The organism is Myroides sp. LJL115, from assembly GCF_054871665.1.
Genome location: NZ_JBTXLS010000028.1, coordinates 18544 through 37873, shown reverse-complemented (window position 1 = coordinate 37873; position 19330 = coordinate 18544). Strand labels below are relative to the sequence as shown.

Here is a 19330-nt window from a genome sequence, read left to right as displayed (position 1 = left end):
TTAAGTCCAATTCATCGATAACCTTATTTACAATGCGTACTGGATGCAAGGCAGGAATGAAATCTTCCAAAGAATGAGGAATCAAACTCATTTGATTCTGATCGTAAAGTCTATAACGTGGTGCTTGCTTTGCCATATTTACTTGAATTACTTATACTAATTTAAGTATATTAGATTGTAATTCAAATAATTATAATGGTGTTTTTTACTTAAAAGCACAAAAAAGGGGCTATCTCATTTGAGACAGCCCCATTTGATGTTTTAAACCTTATTGTTAGACTATACAAAGTAAGCTAAGATAACTCCGGATATAATAGCAATTAATTTATTGATATTAAAGGAATGGTCTTCACTACTTTCAAAAATGATTGTAGAGGATATGTGAAATAATATACCTACTACTACGGCAGAAATCTGCGGATAATAATCATTTAAAAACCCTACATTAGTAGATATTAAAGTACCTAGTGGAGTCATTAATGCAAAAATAACCATGCAAAATAGTATGGCATTTTTCTTCATTTCTCCTTGAATAAAAAAGGCAGTTAATATCACTGATATGGGTAAGTGATGAATAGCTATACCTACGGATAATTCTTGGTGTTTACTAAGTGGCATACCCTCTAAAAGCGCATGTGTACAAAGGCTAATAAATAAAAGCCAAGGTATTTTATCTAGTTTATTATGTATATGTACATGCCCATGTTCGGCTCCCTTGGAGAAATACTCCAAAACGATTTGAAACACAATTCCAAGCATGATATAAAAACCAATAATGTTTTTACCATGGCTATGGCCTTGTTCTATTCCAGGGGTGCTATGTTCATATACCTCCGGTAGTAAATGGGTTACAGTTAAAGTTAATAAAAATGAACCACTAAAGGCCATTAATAACTTTATGTGCTTTTTGTTCTTTGGCTGTAATATAATGGCTACTAGGTAACCGATTATAACCGATAGAAAGGGTATTATATAAACCATAGGCTTACTTGAAAATCATAATTAGTCTATCCGAATCTTTAGGGTGAAACTTTCTTAGTTTATAACATCCGAAAGTATCTAGTAGAAAAAGGCCTTGGTCCTGCATCATTTTTTCAAAATCTTGTAGGCGAAGTGCTCTTACTTTTTCTGTGTGGTGATGATCTTTACCATCTGCAAAGAAAGAAATCTCCTTTACAATAAAGCCATCCTCTAGTTTTCTTTTAATGTGAAAGGTGATACCATCCACTTCTTTTGTTTCTTGTTCTACTAAATTGTCGATTACTTTATCGACATTTAAGAAATCAATTACCGCTAAACCATAGTCATTTAAACTTTGATGAATGGATTGTAAGGTCTTTTTATTGTCTTGTTCATCATTGAAATAGCCAAAGCTGGTAAATAAATTTAATACAGCGTCATATTTCTCTGACAATGGCTCGCGCATATCATGGACTTTAAAGTCTAAAGATTCGCTTTGGTATTTGCTAGCAGACTCTATACTGTTGTTAGATAGATCTACTCCGGTTACTTTATATCCTAGGCTATTTAAGTAAACCGAGTGACGTCCTTTTCCGCATGCTAAATCTAAAACCTTAGAATCTTGTTCTAAATTTAGGTAATCCGATAAGTTGTCGATTAATAATTGTGCTTCTTGGTAATTCCTATCTTTGTACAAAGTATGGTAATAAGGAGTATCAAACCAACTCTTATACCATGCTTTTTCATGTTTTGACATACTTTTACTTTAAATCTTTTATTAGCCTACAAATTTACTTTATTTTTGCGTAATAAAGCGAGTAAACAAATTATTCCTTATATATTTATTGAGATGGAAAATTTTAAGATGGTAGCTAAGACTTTCTTCGGTTTTGAAGAGGTATTAGTCAAAGAATTACAGTTATTAGGTGCAATGGATGTTAAGCCTGGAGTGCGTATGGTTAGCTTCCAAGGAGACAAAGGTTTTATGTATAAGGCTAATTTAGCTTTGCGTACTGCCTTGAAAATTTTAAAGCCTATACATCAATTTGCTGTTTATAATGAAGCAAACCTTTATAAAGGGATCCAAAGTATAGACTGGAGTAAGTATTTAGATGCTGATCAAAGTTTTGTAATTGATGCAACGGTTTTTACAGAAAACTTTAATAACTCTTTATTCGTAGCTTTAAAGAGTAAAGATGCCATTGTAGATCAATTTAGAGATAAAACAGGAAAACGTCCTAATATCGATAAGGATTTTCCAGACTTAAGAATTAATATACATATTGATAGAGATATGTGTACGGTTTCTTTGGATTCTTCTGGAAACTCTCTTCACCATAGAGGTTATCGTACAGCAACTAATATTGCTCCGATTAATGAGGTATTAGCTGCAGGTATGTTATTAATGAGTGGATGGGATGGACAATGTGATTTCTTAGACCCAATGTGTGGTTCGGGAACTATATTGACTGAAGCAGCCATGATTGCTTGTAATATTCCAGCGAATATTAACCGCAAAGAATTTGCCTTTGAGAGATGGAAAGACTGGGATGCAGATTTATATGAGAAAATAGAAGATTCTTTAATGAAAAAAGTTAGAGAGTTTCATTATACTATCCAAGGATACGATAAAGCGCCTTCTGCTGTTAGTAAAGCCAGAGATAACGTATATAATGCTCACTTGGAGGATTATATCAAAGTGGATGAGGCTAACTTTTTTGATACACAAAAAGAAAATCAAGGACCACTTCATATGGTGTTCAACCCACCTTATGGAGAGAGGTTAGATATTCATTTAGAGCGTTTTTACCGTGAAATTGGAGATACTTTAAAACAAGGTTACCCAGGAACACAAGCTTGGTTTATTACCGGAAATATTGAGGCATTAAAATACGTGGGATTAAGACCTTCTAGAAAAATTAAATTATTTAATGGTAAATTAGAAGCACGTTTCGCCAAATATGAATTATATGAGGGAAGTAAAAAAGGAAAATATATAACCAAAGAATAATTACTATGAATGCAAGTACAAAATCTTTATTGTTGCAATTTTGCAGCTTCGCGCTATTTTTTATTTTATTGCGTTGGCTCTTAGGGGTCTTTACAGAACTTCAAGGGGTATGGTTGCCTATTATAGCAGCAATTATCGCCACTATAGTGGCACCTCAATTCAAAGTGTTTAAAACAGAGAAAGGGGATAAGATTTGTATGAAGTGGATTTTCTTAAAGAAAGTTATCGTTCTAAATAAATAATAGCTTAAAAGTAGTCTTTAAATAAAGACTGCTTTTTTTATTTTTCAAAGTAAAATTGTGTTTGTTTTATGTATAAATCTTTATCTTAGAGTGTTTTAATAAGCGGTATTGTCTTTATTAATCTACATTAAGTGAATCCTGGTAAGTGTGCTCTACCTTTGTAAGGAATTAAAAAAACAGTTTTTATTATGGAAAAAATAGCTTTATTAGCAATTGTAGTTTTATCTACTATTACTACTTTCGCCCAAGATAAATGGCAGGTAGACAATTACCATTCTTTTTTAAATTTTAGTGTTAAACACTTAGGGATTTCTTTTGTAGATGGTAGAATGGATTCTTACCAAGGAGAGTACCAAGGTAGCGCAGAGGATTTAAGCGATGGGAAATTCATTTTTACTATAGATGTTAATAGCATCAATACAGGTGTTGAAATGCGTGATGATCACTTAAAGAGTGCAGACTTTTTTGATACTAGCAAATACCCTCAGATGAAATTCGAGAGTACTTCTATTGAAAAAGTAGCTGGAGATAATTATATTTTAAATGGAATTTTAACCATTAAAGGAGTAAGTCATCCTGTGAGCTTCAATATGGTATATGGAGGGGTATTAGAAGATGATGGTTCTGGTAATACTAAAATGGGCTTGCAAGCAAATACTTCAATTGATCGTTTTCAATACAATATCGACTATGATCCAAGTGGACAAGCGATTGGAAAACAAGTAAAAATCAATGTGAATTTAGAATTTACTAAGCAAAAATAATTTCCTTTATGTAGAATTGGAAACAAAATAGGAGGTACCCTTAATGGATGCCTCCTATTTTTATTTTTTACTCCATTTTACTAATTCTGGAAATAGCTGACTCATACCTTTTGTTGCAGTTTCTTTAATAAGGGTAATTTCTTGAGAAAACCCTTGTGTGCTTCCAGGGGAAGGATCAATATAATAAACGGGTATATCCGCTTTTGCATATTTTAAAAGACCTGCTGCGGGGTATACTTGTAGAGAAGTTCCAATAATGAGTATGATATCGGCTTTTTCTACCTTTTCAATGGCTTTATCCATCATAGGGACCATTTCTCCAAACCAAACAATATGAGGTCTTAAACCATGTCCTTGTTCATTTTTATGGTGTTTTAGAAGATCTTTATGCCAAGGATACACAAGAGATTCATCCTGTAAAGACCTTACTTTTAATAATTCTCCATGTAAGTGGGTAATATCACTACTACCAACTCTTTCATGTAAATCATCTACATTTTGAGTGATAATACTTATTTTAAAATGGGCTTCTAATTCTTTTAAAGCTAAATGGGCCGCATTAGGAGAACAGCTTAATAATTGCTTTCTTCTTTTATTGTAAAAATCTAAAACTAAATCGGAATTTTTGTTCCAGCCCTCTATAGAGGCAACCTCCATTATATCATATCCTTGCCAAAGACCATCGGCATCTCGGAAGGTTTGTATACCACTTTGTTGGGATATACCTGCTCCTGAGAGGACAACTAAGTGTTTTTGCATATTATTGTTACCTTTGCATTTATAAAAACTTAAATATAAAATGAATAATCCAAAAAAGCTATTTCAAGATCTAGAATATTTAGAGTACTTAGAAACTTTTTTAACCCCTAATAGAGTAGAGCGTTTCAAACAGGTTTTAGAAAATAGAACCAATCATATTACTATTGTAGCAGAGGATGTATATCAAATGCACAATACTAGCGCTGTTATGCGTAGTTGTGAAGTCTTTGGAGTGCAAAATCTAGGGGTGATTGAACAGAAATACGGTAAAACCATTGATAAGCAAATCGCTTTAGGAGCGGAAAAATGGGTGGATATCACCACTTATACCTCTGCAGAGCAGTCTATGGAAGAGTTAAGAAATAAAGGATATCAAATTGTTGCAACAACCCCACATGTAGAGGCGCATCACTTAGAGGATTTTGATATAACTAAACCCTCGGCTATTTTCTTTGGTACAGAGAAATCTGGACTTTCACCAGAAATTATGGATAACGCAGATACTTATTTAAAAATACCAATGGTAGGATTTACCGAGAGTTTAAATATTTCTGTTTCCGCAGCTTTAATTATTCAGAGTTTATCCAATAGAATTAGAAGAAGTGATTTAGCTTGGCATTTAACTCCGGAGCAAATCATTGAGAAAAGAATAGATTGGGCAAGGAAGACAATCAAAGACATTGATTTTGTTACCGAACGCTATTTAGAGAGCAAAATGGTATAATGCTGATTTTTAAGTATTTCATATTCTATATTATAGAAGGTCTTCTTTTTTAAAAGGGGGCCTTTTGTGTTAAAGATTTATCCTATAATAGATACAAAGAGGCCTGTTTGGCAGAGTAAGCCTTTAAAAAAGGTAAAATGACTCAGTGAAGTCCTCTAATTGAATTTATAGTGTAAACAAAAAACTACTTTAACACCCTTAAAAACAAGGAGTATTAAAGTAGTTTTATATATGGTAAAGCGCTTTTGGCTTACCAAGTTATTTTACATAACAATTACAAAGCAAAAAGATTTGTCAACTGTTGTTATTATAATTATTAAATTATGGAATATACTCTTTTAAGCAGCAGATTTTTTTCTAATACGCATATTGATAAATTCTACAATCAATGAAAATGCGATAGCAAAATATAGATATCCCTTAGGAACTGCTCCAATTGGTTGTCCTGCTAACACAGCATGGGATATATGCATACTCTCAGTGGTTAACATAAAGCCGATTAAAATTAAAAACGATAGAGCTAAAATTTGTATCGTTGGATTTTTGTTGACGAAATTTCCAATAGGTACTGCGAAAAGCATCATTACACCTACAGAGGCAATTACTGCAGCAATCATAATGTATAAAGCTCCTGCAAGCCCGTTTGTCATTCCTACAGCAGTTAATATACTATCCACTGAGAAGATTAAATCGATCATTAGTATCTGTAAGATAATATTAGAGAAAGATTTATAGGCTATGCTTTTTGCATTACTAGGAGTGTCTATTGGCTGGTGCTGTTGTACGTGGGCAATTTTCTCATGTATTTCTTTGGTTGACTTATAAATTAAGAATATACCTCCTCCAAATAAAATAAGAGCTTGTCCATTAAAGTTAGCACTAAACCAAGACCAATTAACACTAAAGAGAGTTTTTTCCATTGCAATAAGCCATGTAACTCCAAAAAGTAAGGCTATACGTAAAAACATGGCAAGGAAAAGTCCAATTTTTGTAGCTTTCTTTCGCTGATCTTCGGGCAATTTACCCGTTACAATCGAGATGAAAATAACGTTGTCAATTCCTAGAATTATCTCTAGGAAAGTTAAGGTTATAAAGGCTACTATGCTATCTACATTTAAGAGTGCTTCCATAATTTAGCAGGTATTATAAGTCGGATACTTTAGTGAGAGTACCTCTTTCTCTTCTGGTGTCTCCTAAAATACCATATTCAAAGACACAGGTATTACCATCTGTGGTAATAATCTTCATACTTATGGCTTTTTGTTCTGCCATGTTCTTAGGGTGTAGTTTTTGAAGTACATATTCGCAATCATTTACCCAACGAATAGAAGAGGTGTCGGTTTTACCTTCAAAAGTTTCTATCTCGTAGTCTTCTGTTCGTGTAAAGCGAGAAATTTTTTCTACTCCATCAATAGTGGCAATAAATTCAAAATTACCTGTTTTGAAATTTTGACAGTTTCTCTCTTGTTTATAACATGAGGTAGTAATTAAAGCTACCAGAGGTAGTAAATAAAGTAATTTAGACTTTATCATAGTAAATTATTTTGAAAAAAGTGATTTTATTATTGTTTGTAATCCTTTGAATAATAAGAACATAGAGCTTAGGCAAATAAAGCAAGCAAGTCCGAAAACAAAGGCGAATAGGGGGTGATTCTGGTTTTTTAATGAACTGTGTAAAACAATTGGCCCTATAAAAAATAAAGGAAGAGCAAATAGAAGGAAGCGAACTCCTTTATGTAATAATTTTCGATCTGTATGGTGTTGTTGCATTTGTTTAGGATTTATAATTATCAAGTACTTTTCGTACGCTTTTATATTTCTCTAAGAGCTCTACTGCGCTTTGATGGTCAATTTGTAATTGTTCCACAAGCATTTGAGCACCTCGTTGTATTAATTTCTCATTGGTCATTCTCATGTCTACCATCTTATTTCCATGGACTTTTCCAAGTCCAATCATAACACTGGTAGTAATCATATTAAGGACCATTTTTTGGGCAGTCCCGGCTTTCATGCGCGAGCTTCCACTTAAAAACTCTGGACCTACTACTACTTCAATGGGAAGGTCAGCTAGTTGGGCTAAAGGGCTATTTTCATTACAGGTTAATCCAGCTGTTAGAATACCATTTTGCTTGCAAGACTCTAATGCCCCAAGCACGTAAGGAGTGGTTCCTGAGGCGGCAATACCCAAAACAATATCTTTTTGGTTGATGTTATACTCTTGAAGATCTTTGAAGCCCTGATACATATTGTCCTCTGCATTTTCTACAGCTGTACGTATAGCCTTGTCACCACCGGCAATTAATCCAATGACACAATTGTGATCTACTCCAAAGGTTGGTGGGCATTCTGAGGCGTCTAAAATACCAAGTCGGCCAGATGTTCCAGCTCCAATGTAAAATAAACGACCATTGTGTTTTAATTTCTTTGTTACCTCTTGAACCACTTTAAGTATTTGGTCCATTGCTTTTTCTACCGATAGAGCCACACTTTGATCTTCTTTATTAATGCTATATAGGATTTGCTCAGGAGACATATCCTGTAGGTTATCATATAAGGAAGCTTGTTCTGTAGTCTTTGTAAATCCCACCTTTTTTAGTTGTTGATTATTGTAACAAAAATAAGTAAAAAACTCTTGACAAGACAATCTAACGGACTATAACTATTAAGCTTTGGCTAAGTTTTACCAATTTATTGGTTTGAGTGGGAGAGTCAGCGTAAAAAAACTATAATATTTATAGTAAAGAGTTTTGTTTTAAAGTAGAATGGCTTACTTTTGCACCCTTAATGCAGGCCGCCTTATCGCTGGTTTTTTTAAAACGAGAGGAAAGTCCGGACACTATAGAGTAGTATAATGGGTAACGCCCATCCGTGTTGTATTTTATATAGCATGAGGACAAGTGCAGCAGAAAGTATGTACAGGTAATGCTGTAGTGAAACCAGGTAAACTCTATACAGTGAAATGCCATGTATATTTAGCGATTGAGAGCTACTCGCTCGATGCTTTAGGGGTAGGCAGATGGAGCCATTGAGTAATTAATGGCCTAGATAAATGATAAGGGTATGTTTTTACATATACAGAATCCGGCTTATAGGTCTGCATTTTATTTTTGGTTATAAGAAATCCCTATAGAATTTCTCTTTTATAAGATAAATTTTATAGGGATTTATTTTTTATGCTATTTAAACTAAAAGAGGTTAATCCTCTAGGTCATCTTCTTCTTCCTCTAATTCAAATTCAAAGAAACTAAATACAGATCCACCATAGTTTTTAGAGAAACTAAAGTGTTCTAAGTGCTCTAGTTTTGTGAATTTAGAGTGTTCTATAATTAGCATTCCATCTTCTTCAATTAAGGGAGTAGCAAGAACATCTTTGACGATTTTCTCAAACTGCTCCTGTGTAAAGTCATAAGGAGGGTCAGCAAATACTATGTCATAGCTCTGTTGGTGCTTTTCTACAAACTTGAATACATCGGATTTAAATGCAGTGATATTTAAATCAAATTCTTTTGCTGTTTTCTTTATAAAGTTGATACAACCGTAATCTTGGTCAACACTAATTATTTGCTCCACCCCTCTAGAGGCAAATTCATAACTAATATTTCCTGTACCTGCAAATAAGTCTAATACAGTTAGTTGAGTTAGATTAAAGTGGTGATTTAAAATGCTAAATAAAGCTTCTTTACTCATATCTGTGGTTGGACGCACAGGTAGGTTTTTAGGGGTGATGATTCTACGCCCTTTTAATTTTCCAGATATTATTCTCATGAATGGAACAGTATGTAATGTTGTTTTGGTACTTGATGATGTAATAGTAAATCTACGCTAATAAAAGCGTGATCACTAAGAATACTTGTGTTTTGTATAAAACGAGAAGCCAATTCATAGATAGGATCTTGTTGATCGATTCTACCCATTAAGTATAAAGGCGTCTGTTTTGGATCTAAAGCTAATTGTTCAAAACTAAAAAGGATAAAATATACTAAATCACTTGGAGTTTGATAAGAGAAGGAGTTAAAGAAGATAAGTTGTCCTTCTTTAGCTACTACTACCTCAAAGCGATCCTTTTGAATATAAGCAAAAGCGCATATTTCTTGTTTTGTCTTGGTCTTATCACAAAGAATATCCACAAGTTCTGTATTGATATTTTTATAAGTGAAACTACCAAATCTATCAATAAAGTAATTATTTAAATTAACAAAAGGCAAGTGAATATTATGCACCTCTAAATTCTCTATATAATCGTGGTCAAAGAAATCGGTTGAAAATACTTTTGTATTGTATTGTAAATAAGCACTTAGGTTATTTGGGTCAAAAAGCTCCTTAGGTATAAAAGTGTTTAATGTGTTATCATGATAGATAACAATGTGATTAAATTCTTGACTTAATTGCGGGTATTTTTCAAAAATACTGTCAAGTTGTTGCTCGATAGTTCGTTGATTGGTAATTGCCTCAGAACCAAAAAAGGTAACCTCTTGGGTGTGTAAATTCTTTGTAACAAAAGAAAATTTACTCGAGGAAACCTGAACCAGGAGTCTATAGTTACTATTAGTCATTTTAAATTTTAAGGGTTTTCTAAACTTTGGGTGTGCCTGCAAATTTACACATTTTAAGTTACAATGTTAGTTTACCCTTTAAAAGCTTGGTATCTTTGTGTGTATTACAGAAAGAAAAAACATTGATATGATAAACCAAATAGATTTTTACAAAGGGCTAAAGGCAAGTTTTCCTTTTGAATTAACCTTTAAACAAGATGTTTTTTTACAAAATATAGCCGACTTTGCAACTAATGATGTACAGGATGAAATCTATGTGCTTAAAGGGTATGCAGGTACGGGAAAAACTACTCTTATTTCCAGTGTAGTTAATCATTTAAGATACGTAAATCGCTCCTCTGTATTATTGGCCCCGACAGGTAGGGCTGCCAAGGTGATGAGTAATTACTCTCAAAGACAAGCCTTTACTATTCATAAGCACATCTACTATCCAAAACCTAGTTCATCGGGTGGGTCCATGCAATTTTCTATGAAAGTTAACCGCTTTAGAAACACCATTTTTATTGTGGATGAGGCCTCGATGATATCCGATAGTAGCGCCTCTGATAGTAGTATGTACCCGCATGGATCCCTATTAGATGATTTAATTTATTATGTGTATTCTGGACAAAATTGCAAGTTGATTTTAATTGGAGATTCTGCTCAGCTTCCTCCTGTAAATATGGTTAATAGTCCTGCTTTAGATACCCAAAAGCTGTCTTTGGCTTTTCAAATGCCTGTAGAGAGTATTGAGCTTGATCAGGTAATGCGTCAAGAACAAAACTCTGGAATCTTGTTTAACGCCACAGAGCTTAGAACCCTACTGGATTCCTATTTCTTTGATACTTTTACCTTTTCCACCAAAGGCTTTAAAGATATTGTAGCCCTATTTGATGGTTACGATATCCAGGATGCCATTTTTGACTCTTATTCCAATTATGGTCCAGAGGAAACTGCCTTTATAGTGCGTTCTAACAAGAGAGCAAACGCCTATAATATGCAGATTCGCATGCGAATTTTGGATAAAGAAAGTGAAGTATCTGCCGGGGATTTATTAATGGTAGTACGCAATAATTACTTTTGGTTAAAAGATTCTAGTGTGACTGACTTTATTGCCAATGGGGATATTATTGAGGTATTACAGATTTATAACACTAAAGAGTTATATGGGCTTCGTTTTGCAGAGGTAAAGGTGCGTATGATAGATTATCCTACAATGGCAAGTTTTGATACCATTATTTGCTTGGATACTTTAACTAGCGAGAGTCCTGCATTAACCTATGCCCAAAATAATGCCCTATATCAGGAAGTGCTCTTGGATTACCCAGAGTGCACCTCGAGGTACCAACAAATGAAAAAAGTAAAGGAAAATCCTTATTTTAATGCCCTTCAGGTTAAGTTCTCCTATGCTATTACCTGTCATAAAAGCCAAGGTGGTCAGTGGGATGTTGTCTTTATAGAACAGCCTTATTTACCCGATGGTATTGATGTGGAATATATTCGCTGGCTTTATACTGCTATGACAAGAGCCAAGAGTAAGCTTTATCTAATAGGCTTCAAAGAAGAGTTTTTCAGTGACTAAATTTTCCCAGTAAAATAGTCTCAAGTTTTAAAGGGGTTTATTACCTTTGAGAATCAAAAATATCAAGTATGAAAATTATTGCAGTTATACCGGCACGCTATGCCTCTGTTCGTTTTCCAGCTAAATTAATGCAGGATTTAGGGGGTAAAACCGTAATTAGAAGAACCTATGAAGCTACAGTGAAAACCAATTTATTTGATGAGGTTTTTGTGGCTACAGATTCCCAGGCGATTTACAATGAAATTACCTCCCATGGTGGTAAAGCAGTAATGAGCCAGGCAGATCACCAAAGTGGAAGTGATCGTATTGCCGAAGCGGTAAAGGATATTTCTGCTGATGTGGTAATTAATGTGCAAGGAGATGAACCTTTTATCAATAAGGAGAATCTAGAGAAACTTATACAGATATTTACCAATGACTCTAAAAAAGAAGTAGATCTAGCTTCTTTAATGACTCCAATGCAGGATTGGAAAGATGTGGAAAATCCAAATAATGTAAAAGTGGTAGTGGATAGAAGCAATACTGCTCTTTATTTCTCTCGTTCGGTTATTCCTTATCCAAGAGAAAAAGAAGCAGGAGCAATTTATTACCAACATATCGGTATTTATGCCTTTAGAAAAGAAGCTTTATTGGACTTCACTACTTTACCTGTTGGATTTTTAGAGGAAAGCGAAAAATTAGAACAACTTCGCTACTTAGAAAATGGAAAAAGAATTAAAATGGCCATTACTAATCATGTAGGTATTGGAATTGATACCTATGAGGACTTGCAGCGTGCTAGACAAATGATTCTAGACAACCCAAGTTTGGCACTTTAAAGTACTTCTATAAGTTGAGTTTCCATTAAAGGGATTTCTTTTAGTGGAATCTCAATTTTAGTTTGCCATTCACCAGGGAGATTTGAGGAGACATTTTCCCCTTGAAGCTCTAGTAAAATAGGCGTACTTGTATCTTGGCTATAACCAGCTTGTTGCAATAAGTTCTGGCTTTTTTGTACACTAGGAGCTATATGACTATAATATCCTTTTAACAGGGTTTCATAGTAGGAGCTCTTTGGTAAACAAAGTACTTGGAAGGCGTCATCAGGATGAAGGAAAATTTGCTCTTCTATTGCTATGGCTCCTTGATAGGTAAGGCTAGAGGCATTAGCAGATGGGTAGAGCACTAGGGTAAGCTTATTGTTATTTTCAATAGCATTTACCGTGCAAAACTCCATTAGTTTAGCATAGTCTTCCACAATGTTATCTTTTAATTGATCGATACGCACTGTTTTTTTCTCTAGCGTTAAATAACAGTTTTCCTGATAAGATTTAACTCCAAGGGAGTCTAATTTAAACTCTTTGTATTGTTTTATAAAATGCACTTCAAAGGCATTGGTGTTTTTCTCTATTTCCTTTCTAGCAATCTCATTTGGAGACCCTTTGAAAAAGGTTAGAATCTTCGTTTTTAAATCTAAGGCGCTCTCTAGTTTAAAATCCACTATAGTACTAGTGGAGTCAATACTTTGGGCGAATTTCCAAGAAATGTTAGAAATTCCCTTATCATTTAAAATGTCTTGGGTAATACTATCAAAAGGGTAGTTGTATTCGGATTGTATATTATACACTCCTAATTTGTCGATAGCTATTTCGTAGGTTCCATTTTCCAACTTTTTGGAATCAATCCAATTGGACCAATTATTTAAATCCTTTACATATTTATATACAATGTTCTGAGGAACATCTACTTTGAATTGTCTCTCTACCTTAAAACTTGGGTTTTGTGTAAGTATAAAGACAATTAAAGCTACGGCGCTTAGTGCAAGCAACAGTAAAAAATATTGAAGGATTTTCATAAGAACTACATAAATTAAAAGGTTATTTCAAAAGGTTTTTTAAAATAAATAAGCTCCCTATAAAAGCTAGGAAAGCAAGTAAAACCCATAACCTGTTTTTATAGTAAACACGGTGTAGTTTGAGGTCTTTTCTATATACTATAATTAGTACGATAACAAAAACAACAATAAAAAAGATAGAGAACTTAATTTGTCCAGGTGTAAACATGTTTTTTTAATTTTAGCAAAAGTAAGTAAAACCTTTAAGATTAAGATACAAAAAACGGCAGAAAAGTTCTGCCGTTTGTTTTTTCTACTGTTTTTAAAGCAGTTTTAGATAGTTTGAGTCCATCCAAAAGTATCTTCAATATGTTTTTGTTGAATGCCTTGAAGTGTAGATTTTAATTTTAATGCATAAGAATCTTCATCTTTCATCTCTGGTAAAGCATAGTAGTTGTCTTTATAAGCAAATCCTTCGATTTGTCCTACAGTCACGGCTGTTCCTGAACCAAAAATTTCTTTTAATTCTCCTTTAGCATGAGCGTCTAATAAATCTTGTACTACAATAGATTTAACCTCTACTTTAATTCCTTGAGAATTAGCAATGTCAATTAAACTCTTTCTTGTAACACCATCTAAGATTCTTTCGCTAGTAGGAGCAGTGTAGATAGTATCCGCAATACGGAAGAAAAGGTTCATTGTACCTGCTTCTTCTAATTTAGTATGCGTAGCATCATCTGTCCAAATAACTTGTTGGTATCCTGCTTCTTGAGCAAGTTTTGTTGGGTAGAATTGTCCAGCGTAGTTTCCTGAACATTTAGTTGATCCAACACCACCATTTGCCGCGCGGCTATAGTATTCAGCAATTTGTACTTTTACTTTTCCTGAGTAATAAGTGCGCACTGGAGATAAGATGATACAGAACATGAATTCAGAAGAAGGTCCTGCAACAACTCCTGGGTGAGTACCTACCATGAAAGGACGGATATATAAAGCATTTCCATCTCCTTTTTGTACCCAAGCTTGGTCTAATTGTAATAATGATTTTAAACCATCTATGAAACGTGTTTGGTCAATATGTGGCATAGCTAAGCGCTCAGCAGATTTATTGAAACGTTTCCAGTTTTCTTCTGGACGGAATAACCATACTTTATCTTGGTCATCTTTATATGCTTTCATTCCTTCAAAAATAGCTTGTCCATAATGGAAAACATTGATAGAAGGTTCAAAAGACATTGGCCCGTAAGGTTTGATCTCTACTTGTCCCCATTTTCCATCTTTATAGTGACAAACTAACATATGGTCAGTGAATTGTGTTCCAAAAGAAACATTGGCAAAATCAACATTTCCTATTTTAGATGACTCAGCTTTTTGAATAGAGAAATCTTTAGCAGTTATTGTACTCATTATGTATAATATTTTTTAATTTTCGTATGTCTTATTAGCTTGCAATGTATCAAATAAATACAGATATTACAAATTTATCAAAAAAAACACCTGTTCTGTGTGGCTAATTATTGAATCTCTAATAAGTATATGTTTTTATAGCTAATTTCAAATCTTAACAAGCTTTATTACTATTATTCTTTAGTAGTGTGCTTTACTAAAGAAAAACGTTAATTAATAGGTTCTTTTCAAGGAGGCGAATCTCGGTTAAAATTAACGAATTTTTAAATAATAAAAAACCTATTAAAGTAATTTTATACCCTAATAGGTCCCGTTTTTTTGCTACTAAGAGACCTTTTAAAGGTTGCTTTGGACCTCTTTAATGCACAGAATGTTTAGAAGGGTAGAATAAAACAAGCTTTTATTATAGAAGACTTTAGTAGATTTATTAAAAAGGGATTGACTTAGATTTTTACTTACAAAGGTAGGGTGGAGTTATTTTCATGGATTATTAGTATTTTTGAGCTTTAAACACTAGCCTTATTTTAAAGGGGGTATACCTCTAATTATATACTAAGGCTACATTGTGAATTTACAAAGGCAAACTTAAGGAAGAGTAGCTGCTTTTTTTAAAAATATAAAATACCATGAAGCGCACAGTAATCATTACCCAAGATGGTTCTAGTAGTATATCTCTTAACGACTGGGGAGAATCTTATCACTCTGTACATGGAGCAGTCCAAGAGGCTAAACATGTTTATCTAGATAATGGCTTACACCATTTTAAAGACCAAAAAGACATAGCTATATTAGAAATGGGATTTGGTACGGGCTTAAATACTTTTTTAACTTATTTAAAGGCCAAAGAATGGGGTAATACTATAGCTTATAGTTCTATAGAAGGGTTTCCCATATCTACAGAAGAATTACGAGCATTAAATTATAGGCAGATTCCTTCTGTAGAAGAGGATCAAAGGATCTTTGATCTGTTGCACCAATGTAAATGGGATACAAAAGAACAGATTAGTTCTTTTTTCTCTTTACTTAAAATGCACAATACCTTTGAGGAGCAAGTTCTTGAGGCAAACACTTTTGATTTGATTTACTTTGATGTTTTTGGATACCCTTACCAACCCGAGTTATGGAGTCAGGCTATTTTTGAAAAAATGTTCCAATCTTTAAAACCAGGAGGTATACTAACCACTTATGCCTGTAGAGGAGTTATAAAAAGGAATATGCAAAATGTTGGTTTTAGAGTAGAGAAAGTGGCTGGTCCTCCAGGAAAAAGAGAGATGATAGTTGCTTATAAGTAATTTTTTTTAGAGTATATAGGGGTACTGGTTTTATTATTGTTATAATTTTATGTATTATTTGAATTTTAACAAAAAAAATAATGGATTGTGTTTTTTGCTAAAATTGATTATATTTGATACACTATAAAAAATATAGCCTATTATGAAAAGTTCCGAGATGTTTTGTTTGACTAAAGTGGTTTTACAAAGAGTTAGTTTTGATCCACATTTGTTTCATAAAGAATTAAGCAAAGCAACCCACTATTTGTTACCCCATGAATTGGAAAATTTATACACTTGGGTAGTACAATTTGTAGAAGGTAAGCCTGAATTACAACCATCGCTAGTACTTTTAGCTAATTAATACAATCATTAATTGCTTTATTTTTAAAAAAAGTAATAATTTTTATGTAGTATTTAAACTTATAAGTTGTTTAAAGTGTTGGTAAAATTAGTCTTTTTGCTATTTATTGGTAACGATACTTATAAAGTGGTGAGTGATTTTTATTTTCACAGGTGTAGCTAATTCAAAAATATGCACGATATTTGATTATTCAATCCTTAGGATTTAAGGCCTTTAGAGAGAATAATAGATTATTAAACACCCTTAATAATAATATATATGTTGAGAAAATTTGGAGTTATTGCATTTATGAGTATTGGTATTTTTTTATTTGCCAGTTGTAAATCGGATAAAAGTAAAGAAAATCACAGTATACAAACTACTGCAGAAGAACAGTATAATGCAGCTTTAGAGAATCTTCCTCAAGAAGAGTTGCAAGACTTATTTACTTTGTTTGTAGCTAGTGAATTAGCCGACTGTGTTGGAGTAGCTCCACAAAAATGTATGCAAGTAAAACAAAGTGAAGATGCTCCTTGGGAAATGATGTATTCTTCTATTGAAGGTTTTACTTATGAACCAGGATATGAGTATAAATTAGAGGTTCGTTCAGAGCAAGTTGAAAATGCTCCAATGGATGCTTCTAGTTTACGTATTATTTTGGTAAATCAGATATCAAAGGAAAAGAAGTAATATTTCCAAAATCGTTTATATTCCATAAAGCTCATTATCTATAGGATATTTTCTAATTTCCTGTGGGTAATGAGTTTTGTTTTTTTATCACTTTTTGTTTTTTAGCTTTACCTAATTTTAGCTTTACTATCAGTATAAGGTAGCTTGTGATAGTGCAAAAAAAAATTAACACCTTATAAGGAATGAATAAAAAATATATAATTATTGCTGTTGGTTGTTGTATGTTTTTCTCAGCGGCTATTACTTTATTTGACTATAAGGCTAAGCAAAGTGAGCTGACTCAAAAATTAAGTACTTACAGTCAGGCAAATGCTGTAGTTGAAAAGGTTTATCCCCCTAGAATTACAAAATATGGCAGTAAGTAAAGTAGTTATGATTTACTAGTCTCTTTGCCTGATGGAACGACACTTACAATGTATAGAAAGCAAATAAGTGCCTCTTTAGAAGTAGGGGAGCACATAGTTATACTATATAATCCCAAGGCTCCTGAGGAGGATGTTTATCTAAAATAAAAACCTTGCTGACTACCCTTTTTTAATAAGAATATAAAGGCGGCCTTATAATGAGTACTGTACTTAAATTTTACATTATAATGAAAATATTTAAAAATAAAGAGTTATTATTTATTGGTAAAGACTCTTCCTTATCGGATCCTGATATTTTAGATGTAATAAAGGGCTGTTCGGCTACAGGTGTAGATAGTTTTATGGATGTATATCGAATTTATGATGGGATACAATTTCCCAGAGGCGCAATGATCTTTAGGAGTAAGTTTTTCCCTATTGAAAAAGGTAGTTGGGATAAAATTGAAGTGGAGTTCTTTCTTACTTTAGCCAATATGATTGAAATACAGTGCATTAAGGAAAGTGAAAATCCAGAGATCTTTGCCTTAAGTCAAACGCATATTCCATTTGCAGATGATGGTTGTGGAAATACCATTTGGATGGATCTTAAAACGGGTGTTGTAAAAGTATTTTATCATGAATATGATTTAATGGAAGGATTACTACCTGTAGCACCTAGCTTTGAAGATTTTTGTAGTTATCTACAGAACTGGGAGCTTGGATGATAAACAGTAGTTTTAGATGTTTGATTAAGTGTGAAAGAAGAAGAATATTCGCGTAATTTGGAAAGACTAGCCAGGATGGATAGAGAGATAATTAGGAGCTTTGAAGCTCTTTTTAGACCAGAAAAAGTTTAGCGAGATTGAGAAGTTGTTGCAACAATATCCTTCTTTTTTTGAAGAGTATGTTTCTGTTTATGATTCTGCTTTAGAATACACAGTTGTACATGGTGATTTAGAAACACTAGTTTTCATTAGTGAGGTATCTAAGATTCCTTTAGATCAATCCTTAACTAAATATAAAACAGTCTTGGGGTATGCCGGACAAGAAAATAAAATGGACTGCGTTTTATGGCTACTAGAAAATGGGGCAAAAGTAGATGGTAACACTACGGATTTGATTTCTCCATTAATGAGTACAGTGATGTCAGGGAATTATGAAATAGTAAAAACCTTAATCGACCATGGAGCAGATGTAAATAGAATGCACTTAACTGGGTACTTACCTCTAGATGAAGAAAAAGGTAGAGGTAAAAAAGATATTGAAGAGCTTTTAATTAAAGCCGGAGCTAAGAGTCACTTTGTCTTGCTAGATTGGATAGAGGATAAAGCTAGTGGAATCCTAGAGTATTTATCTTTAAAGTTTGATCGAGTTTTTACCATTTAATATTCCTACGCTCCTTGCAATAGGAAAGATGCAATTGAAATTAGTGCCTGTAAATAATAGAATGTTATTTACTTATGGGCTGTATGATCTATGTACTCCAAGGATAGAGTTATTTATTGTATTGCCTCAGTATTGGAACTTTTACGATCAAGATGCTGCTAATCAATTTCCAATATTGTTTATCAGTAGGGTCATAGAGCTGATTCAAAATGGATTAGTTGTAAGGGATGGGCATTATTTATTAGCAATGTTTCCTGGAAGAGTAAAAAGAGTGTTGATTTGCCGCAGAATATAGAAGTTGATAAGGAGGATATTGTGAAATTATTGACATTAATTCCTGTGAAATCGACCAAATCTGGGTATAGTAAATTATCTGTAGAAGCTTCTAGAAACAGTGGTTGGCAAAAACTTACTCTGCCTATTAATGGTAAGAAATAATAGCAGTTATTTTATTGATAAGGGGTAATAGTTGTAGATTGGCCGCTATTTCCGATTTAAAAAT

At 33.3% G+C, this 19330-nt stretch carries 25 protein-coding genes and 1 other RNA gene; 15 read left to right on the top strand and 11 right to left on the bottom strand.

Features of this window, described 5'->3' with window-relative positions; all coding sequences use genetic code 11:
- Positions 1–279 precede the first annotated feature (279 nt).
- Together ACYSNX_RS08265 and ACYSNX_RS08260 are read right to left on the bottom strand one after the other, a co-directional pair.
- Positions 280–981 (bottom strand): ZIP family metal transporter, encoded by a 702-nt coding sequence (locus ACYSNX_RS08265; protein ID WP_461754206.1) that lies wholly within the window; start codon positions 979–981, stop codon positions 280–282.
- 4 nt (positions 982–985) lie between these two features.
- The gene (locus tag ACYSNX_RS08260; protein WP_461754205.1) at positions 986–1717 is read right to left on the bottom strand and encodes a class I SAM-dependent methyltransferase; all 732 of its coding nucleotides are present in this window, start codon (positions 1715–1717) and stop codon (positions 986–988) included.
- A gap of 108 nt (positions 1718–1825) precedes the next feature.
- Between ACYSNX_RS08260 and ACYSNX_RS08255 the strand changes: the two genes are divergently transcribed.
- From ACYSNX_RS08255 to ACYSNX_RS08245, 3 genes are all read left to right on the top strand, one after another.
- The gene (locus ACYSNX_RS08255; RefSeq protein WP_461754208.1) at positions 1826–2971 is read left to right on the top strand and encodes a THUMP domain-containing class I SAM-dependent RNA methyltransferase; all 1146 of its coding nucleotides are present in this window, start codon (positions 1826–1828) and stop codon (positions 2969–2971) included.
- A gap of 5 nt (positions 2972–2976) precedes the next feature.
- On the top strand, positions 2977–3213 hold the full coding sequence (locus ACYSNX_RS08250; protein ID WP_461754204.1) for a hypothetical protein: 237 nt from the start codon (positions 2977–2979) through the stop codon (positions 3211–3213).
- A 188-nt stretch (positions 3214–3401) separates the two neighbouring features.
- Complete coding sequence (locus ACYSNX_RS08245; RefSeq protein WP_461754203.1) at positions 3402–3977, top strand: YceI family protein; 576 nt, start codon at positions 3402–3404, stop codon at positions 3975–3977.
- A 60-nt stretch (positions 3978–4037) separates the two neighbouring features.
- Here the strand turns inward: ACYSNX_RS08245 and ACYSNX_RS08240 are convergent, their stop codons facing one another.
- The gene (locus ACYSNX_RS08240) at positions 4038–4736 is read right to left on the bottom strand and encodes a Sir2 family NAD-dependent protein deacetylase (RefSeq protein ID WP_461754202.1); all 699 of its coding nucleotides are present in this window, start codon (positions 4734–4736) and stop codon (positions 4038–4040) included.
- Positions 4737–4776: 40 nt separating this feature from the next.
- Here ACYSNX_RS08240 and ACYSNX_RS08235 point away from each other — a divergent pair, with 40 nt between their 5' ends.
- A complete protein-coding gene (locus ACYSNX_RS08235) occupies positions 4777–5460 on the top strand; it encodes a TrmH family RNA methyltransferase (protein ID WP_461754201.1) in 684 nt (227 codons plus the stop codon).
- Between the two features lie 338 nt (positions 5461–5798).
- Here the strand turns inward: ACYSNX_RS08235 and ACYSNX_RS08230 are convergent, their stop codons facing one another.
- The 4 genes from ACYSNX_RS08230 to murQ are packed head-to-tail and all read right to left on the bottom strand — an operon-like array spanning position 5799 to position 8047.
- Positions 5799–6590 (bottom strand): TerC family protein, encoded by a 792-nt coding sequence (locus tag ACYSNX_RS08230; RefSeq protein ID WP_461754200.1) that lies wholly within the window; start codon positions 6588–6590, stop codon positions 5799–5801.
- A gap of 13 nt (positions 6591–6603) precedes the next feature.
- The gene (locus tag ACYSNX_RS08225) at positions 6604–6990 is read right to left on the bottom strand and encodes a DNA topoisomerase IV (protein ID WP_461754207.1); all 387 of its coding nucleotides are present in this window, start codon (positions 6988–6990) and stop codon (positions 6604–6606) included.
- A gap of 9 nt (positions 6991–6999) precedes the next feature.
- Entirely contained in the window at positions 7000–7230 is a 231-nt protein-coding gene (locus ACYSNX_RS08220) for a DUF6095 family protein (protein ID WP_461754199.1), read from the bottom strand.
- A gap of 4 nt (positions 7231–7234) precedes the next feature.
- Entirely contained in the window at positions 7235–8047 is an 813-nt protein-coding gene (gene murQ, locus ACYSNX_RS08215) for an N-acetylmuramic acid 6-phosphate etherase (RefSeq protein WP_461754198.1), read from the bottom strand.
- 196 nt (positions 8048–8243) lie between these two features.
- On the opposite strand from murQ, the gene rnpB reads away from it, so the two are divergent.
- Positions 8244–8565: RNase P RNA component class A (gene rnpB / locus ACYSNX_RS08210), an RNA gene on the top strand.
- 90 nt (positions 8566–8655) lie between these two features.
- On the opposite strand, the gene ACYSNX_RS08205 is transcribed toward rnpB, so the two are convergent.
- Complete coding sequence (locus ACYSNX_RS08205) at positions 8656–9225, bottom strand: RsmD family RNA methyltransferase (protein ID WP_461754197.1); 570 nt, start codon at positions 9223–9225, stop codon at positions 8656–8658.
- On the bottom strand, positions 9222–10013 hold the full coding sequence (locus ACYSNX_RS08200) for a DUF3822 family protein (protein WP_461754196.1): 792 nt from the start codon (positions 10011–10013) through the stop codon (positions 9222–9224). Before ACYSNX_RS08200 ends, ACYSNX_RS08205 begins: the two co-directional genes overlap by 4 nt.
- 127 nt (positions 10014–10140) lie before the next feature.
- On the opposite strand from ACYSNX_RS08200, the gene ACYSNX_RS08195 reads away from it, so the two are divergent.
- On the top strand, positions 10141–11574 hold the full coding sequence (locus tag ACYSNX_RS08195) for an ATP-dependent DNA helicase (protein ID WP_461754195.1): 1434 nt from the start codon (positions 10141–10143) through the stop codon (positions 11572–11574).
- Positions 11575–11642: 68 nt separating this feature from the next.
- Positions 11643–12392, top strand: coding sequence for a 3-deoxy-manno-octulosonate cytidylyltransferase (gene kdsB, locus ACYSNX_RS08190; RefSeq protein ID WP_461754194.1), 750 nt, complete (start codon positions 11643–11645; stop codon positions 12390–12392).
- Here the strand turns inward: kdsB and ACYSNX_RS08185 are convergent.
- A complete protein-coding gene (locus tag ACYSNX_RS08185) occupies positions 12389–13408 on the bottom strand; it encodes an SRPBCC family protein (protein ID WP_461754193.1) in 1020 nt (339 codons plus the stop codon). The genes kdsB and ACYSNX_RS08185 overlap by 4 nt on opposite strands.
- A gap of 312 nt (positions 13409–13720) precedes the next feature.
- The gene (locus ACYSNX_RS08180) at positions 13721–14794 is read right to left on the bottom strand and encodes a branched-chain amino acid aminotransferase (protein ID WP_461754192.1); all 1074 of its coding nucleotides are present in this window, start codon (positions 14792–14794) and stop codon (positions 13721–13723) included.
- A 626-nt stretch (positions 14795–15420) separates the two neighbouring features.
- On the opposite strand from ACYSNX_RS08180, the gene mnmC2 reads away from it, so the two are divergent.
- The 8 genes from mnmC2 (at position 15421) to ACYSNX_RS08140 (ending at position 19266) form a co-directional block, all read left to right on the top strand.
- Positions 15421–16086: a tRNA (5-methylaminomethyl-2-thiouridine)(34)-methyltransferase MnmC2 gene (gene mnmC2 / locus ACYSNX_RS08175; protein ID WP_461754191.1), complete on the top strand. Its 666-nt coding sequence runs from the start codon at positions 15421–15423 to the stop codon at positions 16084–16086.
- A gap of 142 nt (positions 16087–16228) precedes the next feature.
- Positions 16229–16429 (top strand): hypothetical protein, encoded by a 201-nt coding sequence (locus ACYSNX_RS08170; protein WP_461754190.1) that lies wholly within the window; start codon positions 16229–16231, stop codon positions 16427–16429.
- A gap of 258 nt (positions 16430–16687) precedes the next feature.
- Complete coding sequence (locus ACYSNX_RS08165; protein WP_461754189.1) at positions 16688–17098, top strand: DUF4377 domain-containing protein; 411 nt, start codon at positions 16688–16690, stop codon at positions 17096–17098.
- 182 nt (positions 17099–17280) lie between these two features.
- Positions 17281–17463, top strand: coding sequence for a hypothetical protein (locus ACYSNX_RS08160; protein ID WP_461754188.1), 183 nt, complete (start codon positions 17281–17283; stop codon positions 17461–17463).
- A gap of 227 nt (positions 17464–17690) precedes the next feature.
- Positions 17691–18167 carry an SMI1/KNR4 family protein gene (locus ACYSNX_RS08155; protein ID WP_461754187.1) on the top strand — a complete coding sequence of 159 codons (477 nt, stop codon included), beginning with the start codon at positions 17691–17693 and terminating at the stop codon, positions 18165–18167.
- Positions 18168–18267: 100 nt separating this feature from the next.
- Complete coding sequence (locus tag ACYSNX_RS08150; protein ID WP_461754186.1) at positions 18268–18828, top strand: ankyrin repeat domain-containing protein; 561 nt, start codon at positions 18268–18270, stop codon at positions 18826–18828.
- Positions 18829–18856: 28 nt separating this feature from the next.
- Positions 18857–19123 carry a hypothetical protein gene (locus ACYSNX_RS08145; protein ID WP_461754185.1) on the top strand — a complete coding sequence of 89 codons (267 nt, stop codon included), beginning with the start codon at positions 18857–18859 and terminating at the stop codon, positions 19121–19123.
- A complete protein-coding gene (locus ACYSNX_RS08140; RefSeq protein WP_461754184.1) occupies positions 19108–19266 on the top strand; it encodes a hypothetical protein in 159 nt (52 codons plus the stop codon). Before ACYSNX_RS08145 ends, ACYSNX_RS08140 begins: the two co-directional genes overlap by 16 nt.
- Positions 19267–19330: the final 64 nt, after the last annotated feature.

Bases quoted from the DNA above. Each gene is read 5' to 3' on its own strand.
- ACYSNX_RS08265 (WP_461754206.1), bottom strand. From the start codon at position 981: ATGGTTTATATAATACCCTTTCTATCGGTTATAATCGGTTACCTAGTA.
- ACYSNX_RS08260 (WP_461754205.1), bottom strand. From the start codon at position 1,717: ATGTCAAAACATGAAAAAGCATGGTATAAGAGTTGGTTTGATACTCCT.
- ACYSNX_RS08255 (WP_461754208.1), top strand. From the start codon at position 1,826: ATGGTAGCTAAGACTTTCTTCGGTTTTGAAGAGGTATTAGTCAAAGAA.
- ACYSNX_RS08250 (WP_461754204.1), top strand. From the start codon at position 2,977: ATGAATGCAAGTACAAAATCTTTATTGTTGCAATTTTGCAGCTTCGCG.
- ACYSNX_RS08245 (WP_461754203.1), top strand. From the start codon at position 3,402: ATGGAAAAAATAGCTTTATTAGCAATTGTAGTTTTATCTACTATTACT.
- ACYSNX_RS08240 (WP_461754202.1), bottom strand. From the start codon at position 4,736: ATGCAAAAACACTTAGTTGTCCTCTCAGGAGCAGGTATATCCCAACAA.
- ACYSNX_RS08235 (WP_461754201.1), top strand. From the start codon at position 4,777: ATGAATAATCCAAAAAAGCTATTTCAAGATCTAGAATATTTAGAGTAC.
- ACYSNX_RS08230 (WP_461754200.1), bottom strand. From the start codon at position 6,590: ATGGAAGCACTCTTAAATGTAGATAGCATAGTAGCCTTTATAACCTTA.
- ACYSNX_RS08220 (WP_461754199.1), bottom strand. From the start codon at position 7,230: ATGCAACAACACCATACAGATCGAAAATTATTACATAAAGGAGTTCGC.
- ACYSNX_RS08205 (WP_461754197.1), bottom strand. From the start codon at position 9,225: ATGAGAATAATATCTGGAAAATTAAAAGGGCGTAGAATCATCACCCCT.
- ACYSNX_RS08200 (WP_461754196.1), bottom strand. From the start codon at position 10,013: ATGACTAATAGTAACTATAGACTCCTGGTTCAGGTTTCCTCGAGTAAA.
- ACYSNX_RS08195 (WP_461754195.1), top strand. From the start codon at position 10,141: ATGATAAACCAAATAGATTTTTACAAAGGGCTAAAGGCAAGTTTTCCT.
- kdsB (WP_461754194.1), top strand. From the start codon at position 11,643: ATGAAAATTATTGCAGTTATACCGGCACGCTATGCCTCTGTTCGTTTT.
- ACYSNX_RS08185 (WP_461754193.1), bottom strand. From the start codon at position 13,408: ATGAAAATCCTTCAATATTTTTTACTGTTGCTTGCACTAAGCGCCGTA.
- ACYSNX_RS08180 (WP_461754192.1), bottom strand. From the start codon at position 14,794: ATGAGTACAATAACTGCTAAAGATTTCTCTATTCAAAAAGCTGAGTCA.
- mnmC2 (WP_461754191.1), top strand. From the start codon at position 15,421: ATGAAGCGCACAGTAATCATTACCCAAGATGGTTCTAGTAGTATATCT.
- ACYSNX_RS08170 (WP_461754190.1), top strand. From the start codon at position 16,229: ATGAAAAGTTCCGAGATGTTTTGTTTGACTAAAGTGGTTTTACAAAGA.
- ACYSNX_RS08165 (WP_461754189.1), top strand. From the start codon at position 16,688: ATGTTGAGAAAATTTGGAGTTATTGCATTTATGAGTATTGGTATTTTT.
- ACYSNX_RS08160 (WP_461754188.1), top strand. From the start codon at position 17,281: ATGAATAAAAAATATATAATTATTGCTGTTGGTTGTTGTATGTTTTTC.
- ACYSNX_RS08155 (WP_461754187.1), top strand. From the start codon at position 17,691: ATGAAAATATTTAAAAATAAAGAGTTATTATTTATTGGTAAAGACTCT.
- ACYSNX_RS08145 (WP_461754185.1), top strand. From the start codon at position 18,857: ATGCAATTGAAATTAGTGCCTGTAAATAATAGAATGTTATTTACTTAT.